At 40.8% G+C, this 17572-nt stretch carries 16 protein-coding genes; 12 read left to right on the plus strand and 4 right to left on the minus strand.

Annotation, left to right across the window (positions count from 1 at the left end):
• Positions 1 to 166: 166 nt before the first annotated feature.
• The 12 genes from trmB to V7K27_RS07170 all read left to right on the plus strand — a co-directional run bounded on the left by trmB (position 167) and on the right by V7K27_RS07170 (position 10839).
• Positions 167 to 820 (plus strand): tRNA (guanosine(46)-N7)-methyltransferase TrmB, encoded by a 654-nt coding sequence (trmB, locus tag V7K27_RS07115; RefSeq protein WP_334945665.1) that lies wholly within the window; start codon positions 167 to 169, stop codon positions 818 to 820.
• Positions 821 to 1237: 417 nt separating this feature from the next.
• Positions 1238 to 1462, plus strand: a complete 225-nt coding sequence (locus V7K27_RS07120; protein ID WP_334945667.1) for a hypothetical protein — start codon at positions 1238 to 1240, stop codon at positions 1460 to 1462.
• Positions 1463 to 1489: 27 nt separating this feature from the next.
• Entirely contained in the window at positions 1490 to 1930 is a 441-nt protein-coding gene (locus V7K27_RS07125) for a nitrogen fixation protein (protein WP_334945669.1), read from the plus strand.
• A gap of 41 nt (positions 1931 to 1971) precedes the next feature.
• Positions 1972 to 2325, plus strand: coding sequence for a Nif11-like leader peptide family natural product precursor (locus V7K27_RS07130; protein WP_334945671.1), 354 nt, complete (start codon positions 1972 to 1974; stop codon positions 2323 to 2325).
• A gap of 207 nt (positions 2326 to 2532) precedes the next feature.
• Positions 2533 to 3798: a nif11-class peptide radical SAM maturase 3 gene (locus V7K27_RS07135; protein ID WP_334945673.1), complete on the plus strand. Its 1266-nt coding sequence runs from the start codon at positions 2533 to 2535 to the stop codon at positions 3796 to 3798.
• Between the two features lie 21 nt (positions 3799 to 3819).
• The gene (locus tag V7K27_RS07140) at positions 3820 to 4002 is read left to right on the plus strand and encodes a hypothetical protein (protein ID WP_334945675.1); all 183 of its coding nucleotides are present in this window, start codon (positions 3820 to 3822) and stop codon (positions 4000 to 4002) included.
• 471 nt (positions 4003 to 4473) lie between these two features.
• Positions 4474 to 5634 carry an aminoglycoside phosphotransferase family protein gene (locus V7K27_RS07145; protein ID WP_334945677.1) on the plus strand — a complete coding sequence of 387 codons (1161 nt, stop codon included), beginning with the start codon at positions 4474 to 4476 and terminating at the stop codon, positions 5632 to 5634.
• Between the two features lie 26 nt (positions 5635 to 5660).
• Complete coding sequence (locus V7K27_RS07150; RefSeq protein WP_334945679.1) at positions 5661 to 6743, plus strand: T3SS effector HopA1 family protein; 1083 nt, start codon at positions 5661 to 5663, stop codon at positions 6741 to 6743.
• Between the two features lie 752 nt (positions 6744 to 7495).
• Entirely contained in the window at positions 7496 to 7690 is a 195-nt protein-coding gene (locus V7K27_RS07155; protein ID WP_334945681.1) for a hypothetical protein, read from the plus strand.
• A gap of 267 nt (positions 7691 to 7957) precedes the next feature.
• Positions 7958 to 8179: a bacteriocin gene (locus V7K27_RS07160; RefSeq protein WP_334945682.1), complete on the plus strand. Its 222-nt coding sequence runs from the start codon at positions 7958 to 7960 to the stop codon at positions 8177 to 8179.
• 384 nt (positions 8180 to 8563) lie between these two features.
• On the plus strand, positions 8564 to 9748 hold the full coding sequence (locus V7K27_RS07165; RefSeq protein ID WP_334945684.1) for a phosphotransferase family protein: 1185 nt from the start codon (positions 8564 to 8566) through the stop codon (positions 9746 to 9748).
• Positions 9749 to 9765: 17 nt separating this feature from the next.
• Positions 9766 to 10839, plus strand: a complete 1074-nt coding sequence (locus V7K27_RS07170) for a T3SS effector HopA1 family protein (protein ID WP_334945686.1) — start codon at positions 9766 to 9768, stop codon at positions 10837 to 10839.
• A 194-nt stretch (positions 10840 to 11033) separates the two neighbouring features.
• On the opposite strand, the gene V7K27_RS07175 is transcribed toward V7K27_RS07170, so the two are convergent.
• From V7K27_RS07175 to V7K27_RS07190, 4 genes are all read right to left on the minus strand, one after another.
• Positions 11034 to 11801 (minus strand): peptidylprolyl isomerase, encoded by a 768-nt coding sequence (locus V7K27_RS07175; protein WP_334945688.1) that lies wholly within the window; start codon positions 11799 to 11801, stop codon positions 11034 to 11036.
• Between the two features lie 142 nt (positions 11802 to 11943).
• The gene (locus V7K27_RS07180) at positions 11944 to 13467 is read right to left on the minus strand and encodes an HlyD family efflux transporter periplasmic adaptor subunit (RefSeq protein WP_334945690.1); all 1524 of its coding nucleotides are present in this window, start codon (positions 13465 to 13467) and stop codon (positions 11944 to 11946) included.
• Between the two features lie 307 nt (positions 13468 to 13774).
• On the minus strand, positions 13775 to 16504 hold the full coding sequence (locus V7K27_RS07185; protein ID WP_334945692.1) for a peptidase domain-containing ABC transporter: 2730 nt from the start codon (positions 16502 to 16504) through the stop codon (positions 13775 to 13777).
• The gene (locus V7K27_RS07190; protein WP_334945694.1) at positions 16398 to 17153 is read right to left on the minus strand and encodes a helix-turn-helix domain-containing protein; all 756 of its coding nucleotides are present in this window, start codon (positions 17151 to 17153) and stop codon (positions 16398 to 16400) included. Before V7K27_RS07190 ends, V7K27_RS07185 begins: the two co-directional genes overlap by 107 nt.
• Between the last annotated feature and the right edge of the window lie 419 nt (positions 17154 to 17572).

A 17572-nucleotide genomic window follows, 5' to 3' on the forward strand; every position in this document is an offset into this window, starting at 1 on the left:
ACTCACTTTGCGCTTGTTGCAATGCTTGTGGCAATTTACTTGCATCGCGTCCACCGGGTTAGGCTAAGTTTAGTCTTCAACCGCCACCGCATATTTTAGCGATCGCACCCACAAATTTACCAGCTTGCTAATAAATGAGTCATTTTCACGTAAAGGAGAGCAAATTTTGGCAGCAGTCCGAGTCCGTCAGCATGTTAATCCACTTGGTAAAAAGTATCAAACACCAGCAAGTCCCCTTGACTGGGAAAAGATTTATGCAAAGCCAAATCAATCACTACATTTAGATATTGGCTGCGCTAAGGGACAGTTTTTGGTGAATATGGCCCAGATTGAACCCAACTGGAATTATCTCGGCTTGGAAATTCGGGAACCTCTGGTGGTGGAGGCGAATAAGTTACGTTCTGAGTTGGGATTCACAAACCTCCACTACTTATTTTGCAATGTGAATAATTCCTTGCGATCGCTTTTATCTTCCCTGACTCCAGAAAGTTTACAACGCGTTACAATTCAATTCCCCGATCCTTGGTTTAAAACCCGCCACGCGAAACGTCGTGTAGTGCAACCTGAACTAGTGGCAGAATTAGCTAATTATCTTGCGGTTGGTGGAGTTGTATTTCTGCAATCAGATATGGAATTTGTTGCAGTGGAAATGCGCGATCGCTTTGCTGAAAATCCAGCTTTTCAAAGAGTTGGTACAGAAGAATGGTTAGCCGAAAATCCGTTACCAGTCCCCACAGAACGGGAAATAGGTACGCAAAAAAAGGGTGAACCTGTTTATCGGGCTTTATTTGTCAAGCAAGAAGTTGTGAGTCAGGGGTAGTGACAGTATGAGCATCTAGCGCATAAACGCTAAATTTTGCTTGGCATATTGACATTTTATAAATCAGATAATCTCTTAGGAGTTTATCTGGGTGTATTTTCATTAAACATTGCCTGCCAGTTGGCAATAATTTTGGGACATAAATATTATAGTCAATGGTCATAATTAATTACTCGAAATATTCAATTTACATTACTATGCAAGAGTATATGGCTTGATTAACTGAATATATGTCTCTCCCCAAAAATAGGGTATTTAAAAAATCATGTTTTAGGGACATAAAAGTTTTATTTATGTCTATTTCAGATTCTTAACAATAGAGTTATTAGTTTTCCTTTTTGCTAAAATCAGGACATAATTAGGCAATTTTATTCAGTGTTTCAGCCTAAAAATGTCAATATTCAGAGGAAAATCAACATGGAAAGAAAGCATAAGGGTCAACTTGAAATTAACGATCTAATTGATGATGCTGTCAAAAATGCGGTGGAACGACGGAACCAAGGTTTAGATGTAGAAGATGCTTTGTCTGATGAGGAAATCAAAAGCATTGCAGGTGGAACAACTAGTCAATTTATTAAACTCCCTATTTGGACCACGACAGGAATCATAGCACCATATCCAGAACAACCCCTTTTGTCATAAAGGTTCTCTTCCTTGGAGGCTCAATTGATGGAAGAATTTGCTGCTACTGATAAATCTACACTTTGTCCCAGTGCTAGACCCGAATTTGTGGATAGTGTTGTCTTTGGTGTAGTCAGTGGGACAGTGACAGAACCCCGTGTAGCTTATCTCAAAAAGCCCCAACCTATTACGGATGAACTAATAGCAAAAGCTAGTCCAATTACACCTGCCGAAATTTTTCGGACGGCGGCACCTTGTGCTACTAAAGGTTGTCAGCATTTTGATGGGCAAGATTGTCGTCTAGCAATGCGAATTGTAGAAAAGTTACCTGTAGTAGCAGAAGAACTACCACCCTGTTCCATACGCCGAGATTGTCGGTGGTGGCAGCAAGAAGGCAAGGCAGCTTGTATGCGTTGTCCGCAAGTTATTACAGATAACTACAACGCATCTGAGCTAGCAGTTGAGGTGGCAACACCGATTTTTGGTTAAGCAAAGCTAGGTCTGTAGTTAAATAATTTTAGGACGAAATCATGTCTCTAGAAAATGTTCAAGCCTTTTATGTAAGAGTGGCAAATGACCAAACATTCCGCGCTCAACTTCAAGATATTCCAAGTAAAGATGAAGCTAGCCGAATAGTCAATGATGCTGGCTATGATTTCACTCAGGAAGAGTTTGAAGAATATACGACTCAATTATTGGAGTCAACTACTAGTGAGGGTGAACTCAGGGATTTAGATGAAAAAGAATTAGAAACCGTTTTTGGCGGGTTGACTGGAAAAAACGGCGTACAGCCATCATGTTTTAAGTGGTGGTTGCGATCGCCTAAACTACAGCAACAGCAAGTGTATGGAGTTGTTCAGCCAGCCTATGGAGTTATTGCTTAGTAATCTGTTTATTCCTGAACAAATTTGAATAATAAGCTCAGATTTCTAGGGATGGATGAAGATACAGCAGATTTCAGGTTAGTGAAGTACACAAGCTAAGTCTCAAAGCCAGGGATAAAGCCTGTTTTACTTCTGAATTCTGACTCCTTAATTCTGAATTCTGCTGTATATCCGTCCGTTTGCAGATAATTTAATTGAGGTATTTTAATGACTTATCGCCGAATTAGTTATGCAGTTTGGGAAATTACATTAAAGTGTAATCTAGCTTGTCAGCACTGCGGTTCTCGTGCTGGTCATGCAAGGGCGAACGAACTTTCTACAGCAGAAGCCCTTGATTTAGTTAGACAAATGGCGGAAGTGGGAATCACTGAAGTAACCATAATTGGTGGTGAAGCATTTCTGCGTCCTGATTGGCTAGAGATTGCCCAAGCAATTACTTCTTCTGGAATGCTTTGCGGTATGACCACTGGGGGTTATGGGATCACTCTGGAGACAGCACACCGGATGAAGGAAGCTGGAATTAGTGTGGTATCTGTATCGGTTGATGGCTTAGAAGCAACTCACGATCGCCTCCGTGGTAGACAAGGCTCCTGGCAATGGGCGTTTCAGACTATGAGCAATCTCAAACAAGCTGGTATACCATTCGGTTGCAATACTCAAATCAATCGTCTCTCCGCACCAGAATTTCCTCGTATTTACGAACATCTGCGCGACGCTGGCATCTTTGCTTGGCAAATTCAGTTGACTGTACCAATGGGGAATGCCGCAGATAATAGTGAAATTCTGCTGCAACCTTATGAACTACTAGATGTATATCCGATGATTGCTCGTGTTGCCCAACGCGCAAAGCGAGAAGGGGTGCAGCTACAACCAGGAAATAATATTGGCTACTACGGGCCTTATGAGCGGATGTTGCGGGGAGGAGGGGATGCTTGGACTTTTTGGCAGGGGTGCAATGCGGGATTGTCTTCTTTAGGCATCGAAGCCGATGGTGCTATCAAAGGTTGTCCTTCACTGCCTACCACAGCATACACTGGCGGCAACATCCGCGACTATTCACTACGGACAATTATTGAAGAAACTGAAGAACTACGGTTTAATCTCGGAGCTGATACTCCTAAAGGAACATCACACTTATGGGGTTTTTGCAAGACTTGTGAATTTGCTCAACTCTGTCGAGGTGGTTGCAGTTGGACTGCTCATGTTTTCTTTGATAAGAGAGGCAATAATCCTTATTGTCATCATCGCGCCCTCACTCAGGAAAAAGGCGGTATTCGAGAGCGAGTTTTTCTTCAGCGTCGGGCGGATGGGAATCCTTTTGACAATGGGGAGTTTGGGCTAATTGAAGAACCGATAACTGCCCCTTGGCCGGAAAACGATCGCCTTCACTTTACTAGCGATCGCATTCAATGGCCAGAAAGTTGGGAAGAAGAAGCAAATCTAGCATCATCTTTAGTTAGTTCTAGTAATTAAAAACTGCAAAATACCATTTCTATGAACAATATCTCTACTGACTCTATCCCTTCAGAAAATCCGACTGTTCCTGACTCTCAAGCAACCCTGTTACCTCGTTCAGCTTGGAATAGTCAACTAGCTTATTTGAGAATTATTTTTCGGGCAAAGAAAGCTCTAGACCGCATCGAAAAAGAAGCAGGTGTTTTGAGAATTGAAAACTAATTAGATTATATAGCAATCCTATCTGAGTTGTGAAAATTATTTTGTTTAACGAACCGCAAAGGACGCAAAGGGCGCGAAGTGTAGAAAGAGAAGATTTCACAAATGATTTAGGATTGCTATATCCACAAATTACTTAATCTTAATTAGAGACTTACAAATAAAAAAATATCCCAAAACTGACGCAAAAATCTCTTATCCTCTCTCTGTGTTCTCTGCGTCTCTGTGGTTCGTAATTTATTTCTTGGAAATCTCTTACACAATAAAAATGCGTAGGCAAAGCCCGCACTTCTCTACGAGACGCTGCGTGAACGGCAAGCTCAGTGACCATCGTAGACACCGCATATTCTCGAAAACCTAGTTAACTGATTCTAGTGACATCAAACTTTTCTTGCTGTCGTCATCAACAGTTACCAAAAAACAATGATTTTATACTGGCATACAAATAATACATAGTTGACACATTTAAAGCTTATGACATTTTTACTAAATTCTCGTAATGTTTTCCATTATTTAATTGAACAAGGGCTGTGCAATCAGTCTGAGCAACCTCCCAGCAAGGTAGAACCACTTACAGCCAAAAACTTTAATTTATTACTGAGTTTACCAGGCGATCGCAAACTTCTAGTTAAACAAGAACGACATAATCAGCAAGGGAAAGCGGCTGGTGAATTTTTAAGCGAGTGGCGAATTAAAGAGTTTTTGCAACGATTTCCAAACCTTGATAACTACCGCTCATTTTTGCCAGAGATGCTGCATTTTGATGCCGACAATTCCATTATTGTCTTCAGATATCTGGATGATTATCGGGATTTAATGGATTTCTATACCAAGGAAAATAGCTTTCCTACAGAAATCGCTACAGCAATTGGTAATATTTTAGGAACTATCCATCGTGATACTTTCAACCGCCAAGAATATCAGGAATTCTTTTCTAAAAATTCCGATAATTTAATGGCTGATCAAGTATCGCATTTAGTTCGGGGATTAGAACGGATTGAACCGGAAATTTTTGGTCTAGTTCCTGGTGATGGGTTAAAGTTTTTTGCTCTATATCAACGTTATGATAGCTTGGGGCACGCGATCGCAGAATTGGGCAATGCTATAACGCCCTCTTGTCTCACCCACAATGATTTGAAACTAAATAATATCCTGCTGCAAAAAGATTGGCAGAATTCCAGTAACAATATTATCCGGCTAATTGATTGGGAACGCTCGGCTTGGGGAGATCCAGCTTTTGATTTAGGAACACTTATTGCTAGTTATGTACAAATCTGGCTAGGTAGTTTGATTATCAGTAATTCTTTGAGTATTGAAGAGTCTTTACGCTTGGCAATAACACCTTTAGAACTACTTCAGCCTTCAATTGGTACATTAACCCAAGCTTATTTAAACACTTTTCCAGAAATTCTAGAACACCGCCCTGATTTTTTGCAGCGGGTGGTGCAATTTACGGGTTTTGCTTTGATTCAACAGATTCAGGCGATGATTCAGTACCAAAAATCGTTTGGCAATATGGGGATTGTTATGCTTCAGGTTGCTAAGACATTATTAAGCCGTCCTGTACAATCGATGCCAACAATTTTTGGCGCTGCTGCTGTTGAATTAACTCACCTGAGTAGTTCTGCTGTTTAAATCATTTTGTTATTACTAAAGTAGTTATGCAATTATTAAATTCTCCTCAAACTCACCTAGAGACTGGTTTAACTGGGCAATTACTGGATGTTCTGCAAGATATTATTCGGAAAATTGAGATAAAATCTGATTTCTCCATCCACCATTCAGATTATAAACCTTTGGAATTACCATCTGAGGCAGTTGAACGTTTTCAGAAGATGCCAACCCAGATGCAACATAAATATCTGAGTTTGCAATTGCGGAGTTTTCTTTACGGTATTTATTACAACGGTTCGATGCAAAGTACATTGGCACTAGATGGGGAGGGAAATGGTTTGCCCCTAGATTTGGAGAATAATACTGTTTTAGGGGTAGATGTGGGGTTTTATGAGCGATCGCATGAAAGTAATTTTGGAGAGGGCTACTTTGATCCTGGTTGGTCTGTTTTGAGAGAAGAAAGTGATGGCAGTTTAGCTGTGATTAAAAGTGGTTTGAGGCTGCATATTCAACGGAATAAGCATCTTCAACCTACTGAAGTGGCAGCTGTCGTAGGTGATTCTGTCGCTATCAAGATGCCGAAGAATCTGGTGCAAAATGGCTTTTACGTGGCAGTTAGCAATGTTGTACATGAAAGTCATGAAAATCTGGTACGAGTATACTTTAATTTCAGCCCAGAAGGTGCAGTGGTGGTTATGAGTAGCCTGACGCGGCGGCTGAATGCCATTCCTATTTTTTTCCACTTTAAGGTGCTGTATAACCCAGATGACTACAAGCGTTACGATTCAGGGGTATTGTACTTTGAAAAAGGCAATTATGAAGCTGTCCGGCAAGTACTTGAGGCTGTCTATGCAGAAAACCAATCGCATTTTCAGCCGGAGGTGCCGCTATTCACCATGCAACTTGCACCAGGCTTAGGGTTGGCAGAAGAACCAGACCAAAAGTTTGGTATTCAGGAAAGCTTTGGGATGAATCGCTGTCAAATTATAGCGAATGGGTTGTTGGAAACTTGGTATCAAGGAGATGAATCAATTGAGGGGAGGATGCAGGCTATCCTTGGGCAATTTTCTCATTTGGGGATTGACTTGCAGCGCCCTTATCTCAATGCCAATTCAGAAGATATTTATTAGTAATTCCATTGGTTAAGGGTCAATAACTAGTTAGATTGTTGAAATAAGCCTAATTTTTTATCGATCAGTCCAAGAGGATTTTTGGGCTGATTTTTTATTGTTTTTTTAACTTAAATTAATGTAAGTAAGGAAAAATAAATGTTTAAATTATATCAGCAAAAATCAGGGATTTTATATAAATAAAAATAATCCTTTTTATCGACTGATAAACAGCGCAGTTAACTTGCTAATTAACTAATATAAAAAGGCATTCTTTTTGGCACGTTTATATTGATAAAAAATTGGAATAATAGAGAAAGTAACAGATTATGGTAATGGGAGTAAGCAATTCAAAATCTAATCCCAACTGAAACAAATTGATTTAGGAGTACATTTGAAAATGGCTAACATTGCAATCTCTGACCTACATCCCACTGGTTATGATCTGTTTTCTGACTCTGAGAGCTATATGAAAGATTTATCTGACGGAGAGCTTGATATCCAAGGAGGAGTTACGCCTGTTCTAATAGGGTATGCTATTGTTTCTTCAGAAGTATGTCTCAGTCTGGTCGTAATAGCAATAAAGTCAATATAGCAATCTGAATTGAATCGTGAGAAAACACGGAGATTAAAAGTAGGTATTTATAACCTTTTCAGCCTTTTTTCTCTCACGAATCATTTAGTATTGCTATATATTTAGACATCTGGTGAAAAAAATGTAGAGACGTAGCACTGCTACGTCTCTACTTAATATCTGTTGATCAGCCTAGAGTTTGGATACCAACGCAGAGCGTCTGCGACTCTCAGGGATTGACGAGAGAGTAGATTTTAGAGCGGCTGTGGAAAGCGATCGCGCAGTTTGCGGCACGTCTAACCTGAAGCATAGGGTTTGCTTCTACCGCCACAATGAAATAGCCGTAAATTTTTATCGTTCAGTCTTAGAAGATTCTTGGGCTGATTTTTTGTGACTTTTGGTTAGTTAAAAATTTATGGGGACATAACTATTTTAATTTTGTCTCTCCTCAAGCTCATCTACTTCTACAATCCTCTATAAAAAATAGATTTTTACCAGAAATAGCCGACTATTTTTACCTAAATCTGTAACTTTTATGGTCTTTTAACTCTGTTGAAATGTCTATGCATATTCAATTTTTTTAAATAGGATGTAATCAGGAGTCAAATCTAACCATTTGATTTCTAATCACTAACATAATGGTATTGGAGACTAAACTTAAATGGCTGATATTAAGATTAATGACATTGAACCTGCTGGCGCTGAATTGTTCGCCGATTCTGAAGGTTTACTGAATGAATTAAATGACGACGAACTTAGTAATGTACTTGGTGGTCTTCAAGCGGCGAGGAGTGCTCCTCTCAGCAGCAAGATAAGCTATCAGTGTGTTTGTAATATTATTGAAAAACCAGTCTCTAACAAAGAACCCGTTCAGGGGATCTGAGTCAATACGGTTCGGTTAACGTTTTAATATTTTGAAGATCCCCCCAACCCCCCCCTTAAAAAAGCTTGCTCATAACTTTTTTTTACTCCCCTTTTTAAGTCGCCACAAATGGGGGGATCTTAACCAAACCGTATTGGGAACTGAGTAGCAAACTCAAACTTGCAGTCAGCTGATTTTTTCAATTATTTTTGTGGCTCTGGAGACAACTCCAAGCCACTTTTACCGTGGCTTGATTATCCTGCCTAGCATTTATTTTCACCAAATGGATAAGAATCAGACTTCGGTAAAATCATCAGCACCTGTTTTCAGGCTTTAAAAGGAAAAGTTAGTGTTGATACGGATATACCATATGAGTCCAATGAGAAAACCGAAAGGAGACTATCTGTGAGCATCAAACTCAACTATCAAAACTTTTTTAATTATTTAATAGAGGCTGATATATGCCAACAAAGCGACTTAGAAGTTATTACAATTGATGATAAACACAGTAAAAATTTACACTGGACAGTTAATGTAGCAGATGACAGCAAGCTAGTTGTTAAGCAAGAGTGTTATCACCAAATTCATAACTTTAGTAATGACATTTGTAATGAACATGATATCTACTCATTTATGCATTTATGTCCCGATTTAGTTTACGCTTCATCGTTGCTTCCAAAAATGGTTCATTTCGATGAGAACAACTCGATATTGATTTACAAACACTCTGCTGATTATATCAATTTAGATACTTATTACGATAATGCTAGAACTTTTCCAACGTCCATCGCTGAGGCAATTGGAACTACTTTAGCAATACTGCATCTTGAAACTATGAATTCTCAAGATTGCTACCATTTTATGACGAAGATAAAAGAAGGTCAATTTTGCTATCAGCCTCCATATTCTAACTATCTTTTAGATCAGATTGATCCTGAGAGTTTAGTTAAATTCCCAGCAGAGGGATTGAAGTTTATTGCTTTTTATCAACGCTTTGAAAACCTGAAAAAAGCAGTTACAGACCTTGTAGTTCATCATCGCCACTGCTGTCTAACCCACAATAACCTTCTGTTAAATAAGATTCTGATATCTAGACAGTGGGAGAAGCTATTATTAGCAACTGAGTATTCTGATGAAAGCCTAATTAAGCTTATTGACTGGGAAAGGTGTAGCTGGGGCGATCCAGCTTGTGATTTAGGAACAGCGATTGCTGGCTATTTGCTGGTATGGCTCAACAGTGTAACTGTACATCCTGCCATTGAACTGAAGCAATCTCTACAGTTAGCTACAATCCCTTTGGAAGTAGTTCGCCCTTCAACTGTCGCTATAACCAAAGCTTACATCAAGACTTACCCGAAAGTTTTAGAAGAGCGTCCTGACTTTCTTAGACGAGTTATTCAATTCGCTGGTCTTGCTTTAATTTCTGAAATTATGGCAAGAATTCAGTCTCATAAGGGCTTTGATAATCAAGGCATTTGTATGCTTCAAGTGGCAAAGAGCTTACTGTGCCAGCCAGACGAATCCTTTAGCTCTGTTCTTAATACAACAGAATTAGAACTTATTGACTCAAGACTACCCTCTATCAACTAGCATTAAGAGCAACTATTATGCAGTTACTACAAACTTTGCTGGAAATTGCTAACAAGGTTCGACTAGAATCTTCCAACTTTCGTATCAGTTACTCTGGCTTTCCTCCTCTAGAAGTTCCTATTGCCACGGTAGCACAGCTGCAAAAAATGCCTCAGGAGATTCAAGACGAGTCTTTAAACTTACTATTAAGAAACTTGATATATGAAATTCACTACGAAGGTTCACTTGTGGAAGAAGTAAGTCAAAGACTTCAGACAAATGACCAAACTTTAAAGAAGATAGCTTCAACGGAAGTAGATTGGGAATTCTACGAACAACTAGAGAGAAATAATAAGAGTAAAGGTTGGTTTCACCCAGACTATCATGTTTTGAGGCAAGAAGCTGATGGTAGTCTTGCTGTGAAATACGACGGAGTTACTCTTCACATTCAGCGAAACCGTCATCTTAAGTTAGAAGAGCAGTTAGCTACAGTTAATGATTCCGTCTCAGTATTAATGCCATCTAGGAGTATTGAATGGGACTTATATACAACAATTGGAGAGGCAGAAACTGATGCCAGCACTTGGAAAGACCCTTCCAATCAGGTAGTGTTTGCTTACTTCAACTTCGCTCCAGAAGCGGCAATTATAGCTATGAAGCATGTGACAACAAGATTGAATGAAATCAAACTACCCTTCGCTTTTAAAGTATTACACAATCCTTTGAATTACAAAGGTTATAACTCAGGATTTATCCAATTTCATCGGAGCAATTACGAAGTAATTCGTCAACTTTTACAAATTATCTATGCAGAAACGAAATCCCACTTTCAAGAGCATGTTCCCATATTTACTAAGGTACTTGCGCCTGGAATTGGGTTAGCCGAACACCCTCATCCTAAAGTGCTGTTTAAATACTCGGAAACTTTCGGATGGAACCGCTGTCAAATTGTTGCCAATGCCTTACTAGAAGCTCATAAAAATGGTGATGAATCAAAAGAAGCTCGGATGAAATATATACTCCAACATTTCGACTACTTCAAGATTGACCTAGAGCGTCCATATCTCAATCCTGACTCTGAAGACATCTACACACCGTTAGAGGTTGTTTGAAAAGTTGTAAAGTATACTCAAAACCCCTCTCCAAACCTCTCCCCGAAGCGGAGAGAGGCTTTGAAAGCTAGTTACAGTTTTTCTCTGTTTGTATGAAACCACCCTGCCATTCCCTTGTAGGAAAGGGGGGCTGGGGGGTTAGGTTTGGGAGCCTTAGATGTTACCAAAAATACTTTTCAAACATCCTCTTAAGGTTAGGCTTCGGAATTAGAGCTTAAACAATTAGAGTCTAACTGCTTAACAACATCAATTTTAGCGATTTGTTCCTTTAGCCATTCAGAAAACAAATTTGAAGCAATTTTTTGGTATAGGGCATTATCCAATTCCAGTTGAATAATCTCCTCCACCAAAATCAGGTGTACTCCCTTAGAACTAACAATCGGTTTGAGAAGCTGCGGCGGTTTAGCCGCAAAAACAGCAGCACAAATTTCTGGCTTCAAATCCTGACGATACACTATCCCCGGATATCCACCTTTTCGACGTAACTCTATATCCTGGATGTATTTGTGAGCAACATCATAGAAACTCACCTCACCTTCCTGAATGGCATAGAAAAGTTCTATCGCTAAATCTTCGTCATTTAAGATAACCTCATATAACACTACACGAGCATAGTCTAGTTGATGTTGAAAGAAATAGGGTTCAACTTTATCTGCAAACAGATGCCGAAATAATTTATTACTAATCAAGTTGATGTAATTCATTTTTTCAAAATCGTCTAGAGACAGACCTTGTTTTTCTAGCCACGCCCAGGTATGATCAGCACTCTGAAGTTGATTCATTAATCGCAATTGATCCGCTGCTTTCTGAAGTTCCTCAGTCTCTACTTTGATACCCGCCTCAGCTGCGGCGTTTTCTATAACCTTGCGAGTGACAATCTCTTCAATTATCTCAGGAATTTTGCCAGATAGCTTGACTTGCTCAAGAATATCTTCGTTAGTAATGGTAATAGTTGGTGACATGATGTTTCTCCTAAGCATGTAGACTAAATTAAATGTGAAATGCTGACCTCTCCTAGTAGGAGAGAGGCTTTTTCTCCCCCTTCCTTGCTAGGAAAGAGGGCTGGAGAGTTAGGTTTGGGAATACATAAGTACAGTGAAATACCTACAACTTCACCCCTCCCTGCTGCAACTGCTTAAACGGGTCAAGCAGAAAATCAATAATCCGACGCTGGCGAACAATTACCTCAGCCGTCGCCGTATCTCCAGGATGCAAGGTAATACACTTATTAGCCGAGAGAAGACATTTTTGTTTTATGGCAATTTCCAAGTCATAAGCTGCCACCTTACCATTAGGTGTATCCACCTCTATGGTAGTAGGAGAAATCACTAATAATTCTCCTTCCAACACGCCGTAATCCTGAAAAGGATAAGCATCAAACTTTAACTTCACTGGCAATCTTTTTCGCAAAAAACCACTCTCAGTTGTCGCCATTTGCGCCCGAATTATTAAAGGCGAACCTTGGGGTGCAATCTCTGCAATCATTGTTCCTGGCTGCACTACAGACCCAGCCCGTTGTATCGGTAACTGAAACACTCTACCATTCACGGTAGCTCTTAACTCTCGTTGTCCTAACTGAAAATTTAACGAAACAATCTGACTCTTATTTTGAGCAATTTCTGCCTGAAGCGTAGTAATTTCTGTCTCCAAATTCTTCTGTTGTTCGTCGATTTTTAGCAAAGCAAGCTTGCTGGAACGAGTTAAGGTCTGATAACTCCTTTCCTGTTCTTTCAGTCGCAACTGTGCCTGCTCAATATCTGCATTTGCTTGCCGAATTGTCCGCTCATAACTACTTTTTTGTTCTCCTAAACGTAATTTAGCCTGCTGAATATCTGACTGATTTTGTTCATATAACTGTTGCTTGTCTTTAGCTATATCTTGCTTCTGGACAACATTAATTTCTGGAACAACCCCTGACTCCCAAAGACTACGATAGCGTTCAACTTCCCGCTCGGTACTCGCCAAACTACTGTTTACCAACTTATTAGCTGTTTGACTATGCTCAAGAGTTTGCCGTGCCTGATTTACTTGAGCTAATTTTTCGTCTTTTTGTAAGTCATAGGAATTCCTAAGAGCATTCATATTCTGTCGCGCTTGGTCAATTTGAGCCTGCTTTTCTAACTGTTGAGATTGGTTCTGTTGCTGTTGCGTTGTCAAAGATACAACTAACTGACTTTTAGATGAATTTAACTGAGAAAGTCGATTTAATTGTCCCTCCAACTTATCCTGTGCTTGCCGCAATTCTGCCTTAACTAATTCCGATTCCAACACTAATAAAGTCTGCCCAGCTTTAACTGAATCACCCTCCTTTACCCGAATTTCGGCAACAGTACCCGCCACAGCAGCATCCAGCCTAACTGTCTTTCCCTTTGGCTCAAGTCGCCCTCTTGCCGTACCCGTTTCATCCACCTTAGATAGCATCGCCCAAGGTAAAATAATCGACACAAACACCACCAAAAAATATAGTAATCCTCTTGTCCAAACTTGGGGCAAACTATCAAGTAAATCCTTGGTCGCGTCAGCCCAATCATCAGTTGATCTAGCTGGTGTTTTCTCCCTTAAAATTTCCTCGCGCTGTTCTACCTCATCGATTTGGGTTTGAACCCTTCCATTCAATGTGTTTGGCATGATTTTTCCTGAGCTCAATTTGGGATTTTGGGAGTGGGAGACAAGAAACTTTGGTGTAAACTTACAGCTAAAACCCTTTTCAAACCTCGTTTCCAGCCTCTTGCTGGAAATGCTGCTCATTGCGGCTCTGCCGCTAGTCAAGAGGCGGAGCCTCCCGGAATGCATTCCCAGTCGGAGACTGGGAACGAGACAAGGGGGGCTTTGTCTCTTATTTACCACCTTAAAAAGGGGGGTTGCCGCAGGCGGGGGGATCTTAACCGTATTGGAAGTCGGGAGACAAGAAAAGCTTCCTGCTTATCTTCTTGTTTCACCCTGCAACATCCAACTGCTGATGATTGAGATAAAAATAATGTCCCCGCTTTGCCATCAACTCTTGGTGAGTCCCACTCTCAATCAAGATGCCGCGATCCAGCACCAAAATCAAATCTGCATTCCGCACAGTTGAAAGGCGATGGGCGATTACTAAGGTGGTTCTGCCCTGAAGAATTGTGTTTAAATTGGTCTGAATAATCCTTTCTGACTCTGCATCCAGATGGGAAGTCGCCTCATCCAAAATCAATAGTTTGGGATTGCCTAACAACGCCTTAGCGATCGCAATTCTTTGTCGCTGTCCTCCAGATAACATCCCCCCTCCTTCACCAATCTGGCTTTCATAACCCATAGGCAACTTTTTAATAAACTCATCAGCACCCGCCAATCGCGCCGCCTCAATAATCTCTGCCAAAGTTGCCCCAGGATGTGCCAAGCTAATATTTTCCCGAATTGTTCCGCCAAACAAAAAGGTATCTTGGTCAACTACCCCAACCTGCTCGCGTAGAGAACGCAATGAAAGACTGGTAATATCATGCCCATCAATCAAAACGTTGCCGTCTGTGGGGGGATATAACCCCAAAACCAGCTTAGAAATCGTGGTTTTCCCTGAACCACTGCGTCCCACCAGGGCAACCATTTGCCCACTATGTATTTCAAAACTGAGATTTTCTAAAACATTGATATCGCTTTCCGGGTGATAGCGAAACGTCACGTTATCAAAGCAAATGTTACCTTGAATAGGTGGTAAAGATTGCCGCGCCTGGTGCTGCAAATCCTCTTCTGGTTCCGCATCCAACACATCATTAATGCGTTCCACCGCAATCACCACTTCTTGCAATTGATTCCACAAAACTATTAATCGTTGGAAAGGTGTAATAATAGTTCCCAGCAACATATTAAATGCTACCAATTGCCCAATGGTTAGTTCGTTGTGAATCACTTGGTACGCCCCAAACCACAGCAAGAGGGTAGTTACTACTGCTTCAATTGTGTTGCTGAATATTTGCAGGCGATTGCTGATAATTTGCCCCGAAAAAGTAGTTTTTATTTCTTTACTTAATAACTCTTCCCAATGCCAACGCACCGTCTGTTCAACGGCTGTGGATTTAACTGTTCGCACACCAGAAAGGGCTTCAATCAGATAGCTGCTTTCCTGAGCAACAGCATTAAATATTTCTCTAGAAATCTTTTGTAAAAAAGGTGTGGCAATCAATGCCAGCAGGAAAAAAGGCGGTACAATCACCAACACCAGCAACGCCATTTTCCAACTGTACCAAAACATCAATCCTAAATAGATAAAGACAGTGAGTAAATCCAGTAGGATGGACAATGCTTCACCGGAGAGGAAACTTTGAATTTTGCGGTTTTCCTGTACACGAGAGATAATATCCCCCACATAACGGGACTCAAAGTAACTCAATGGTAGCCGCAGAGTATGGCGAATAAATCCGACAATCAGGGCTAAATCGAGCTTATTCGCCGTGTGATCTAACAGATATTGCCGCAACCCCGTCATCGCCACACGGAATAAACTAAAAATCAGTAACCCTAACCCCACCGCCGTTAAGGTGAGTTCCGATCGCTGTACAACCACGCGGTCTAAAATTAACTGCGTGAATAAGGGAGTCACAAGTCCAAATATCTGGATAAATAAGGAAGCGACAAACACTTCCAGAATTACCAAAGAGTGAGGCTTCATCAACTCAAAGAATTGCCAAAAGGGGGTAGAAGTCTCTTTGGTATCCTTAAGCATGGCTGTCGGTTGCAGCAGCAATGTGTAACCAGTCCAGTTGGCTTTAAATTCGGCGTGGCTGAGGGTGCGTTGTCCAATACCAGGATCTGCCACAATCACCTGTTTAGGAGTGATTTTATAGACAACGATGTAGTGCTTTCCCTCCCAGTGAGCGATCGCAGGTAAGTTTTGCTTCGCCAATTGGTCAAGACTCGCTTTCACAGGTCGCGTGCTAAACCCAATGGCTTCCGCCGCCGCCGATAATCCTCGCAGTGACGACCCATTGCGGTCAACATTGGCCATATCCCGCAGGCGATTTACACTAAAGTTTTTCCCCCAATAGCGAGACACCATCACTAAACAAGCTGCACCGCAATCCGATCCACTCTGTTGGGCAAAAAACGGATAGCGCTGAATCACACGCTGTAATAAATGCCCGACTCGCTGCGTGGAGTTAGGAAAATAGGCTTTACTAATCTTTTTCTCGCGTGGTTCTACTGCTAGCGTTGGCAAAATCTTCGTTTCATGCAGCCGTTTTAAATCAGATGGCGGTAGTGGGGCGTTATCGTAGTCCACTTGTTGGGGATTACGAGACAGTGCCTTAGCCCACAAATGCTCCCGAATTTGGGGATATTTACCCATTAGTGGCCACAACACCTCACTCGGAACAAAGCACAGTTGCAAGTTGACTGAAGCCCTAGCTGCATAAGGTTTAAAGTCACCCTCCTTAAACAAGGTAAATTCCCCAAATGAGTCTCCCGTCTCCAAGGTGGCGATTAATTCATCGGCGCTAGAGAGCAACCTGACCTTACCAGCGATCGCAATATAGATTCCTGGTTGAGCATCAGTTCCTTGCCAGAATTTGCCGACTTTCGGGTTGAGAAATTTAACTTGTTGAAGACAGTGTTGAAATTCCTCTGTGGAAAGAGAATAACCCAGAGTATTGTTGAACTGTTGCAGAGAAAGCAACTGAGCGGATATATCTTGCGCCATAAACGTCTACATCTTTTCCTAATTTCGCAAAGTTAATAAGTAACAATTCAGAATTATCGGGAATAGTTGTCGATTTCAGATCGCTAATCAAAATTTTGGAACCTTGAACCTGTTCAGTGTTGTTTTGTTCAGCATGACTGGGTTTTGGTAATGTGGATAATCCCATCTGTTTAAGCAGTCGCTTGATATGGCGATCGCTCACCTCAATTCCAAATTCTTTTACCAGATGTTTCCCCAGCCAGTTTGCTGTCCAACGCCGAAAAACATAGCCATGATCGCGGGGACTACTAGTAAGCAGTTCTTTCAAACGTTCTAAATACTGGTCATTTATTGCTTTCGGGCGACCAATGGGACAATCTTGCCATTGGTGCGCCATCCCAGCCCTGGCTATGTGCATCCAATGTCTTGCTGTTGCTGCACAACACCCCAAGGTTTGACAAATCGACCTTTGAGTTTTACCCTCATCTGCCAACAACATGATTTCAATTCGTTGACGGTAGGATTCCGGTAAACTTTTGTACAAATTTTCTAGCAGTAGTTTCCGTTGAAACGGCGTTAAACATTTTCCACCAGTTGCAGTTGGATATTTAGTTTCAGATTTCGCTTGGTAGTCGGACATATACATAGGATTTACTAGTTTTGCAGACATACGAATACCTCATGCTTGAAGCATAATTTGTCAAGCACTTGCAAATAAGTCTTTCGGGTGTTTCTTTTTACCTTACAATTGGCAATCGCACTGTCACTGTGTAGATATAAATTAACTACAAATCAAATTTGTAAATTCCGAAGAATTATCAATTAATTTTCTATTTTTAAACGCTTGCTCATTGAAGAAGAATTCAGAATTCAGAATTCAGGAGTCAGAATCAATCAGTCGGGGATTGAGACCGGCGCAGGAATTGTTGCACCACCAAATTTTCGATTTGGTGGGGGTGCAAAAACGCCGATTATTCATCCGTTTTTTCGGTCAGAATTCAGAATGAATTCTGACGACTGGCGCCAATATTGCTGTTCGATAATTTCGATAATGTCGAAATAAACTCGGATTTATATCTGCCTAAGTAC

The sequence above is a fragment of the Nostoc sp. genome, from assembly GCF_036919575.1.
GTDB lineage: Bacteria > Cyanobacteriota > Cyanobacteriia > Cyanobacteriales > Nostocaceae > Nostoc.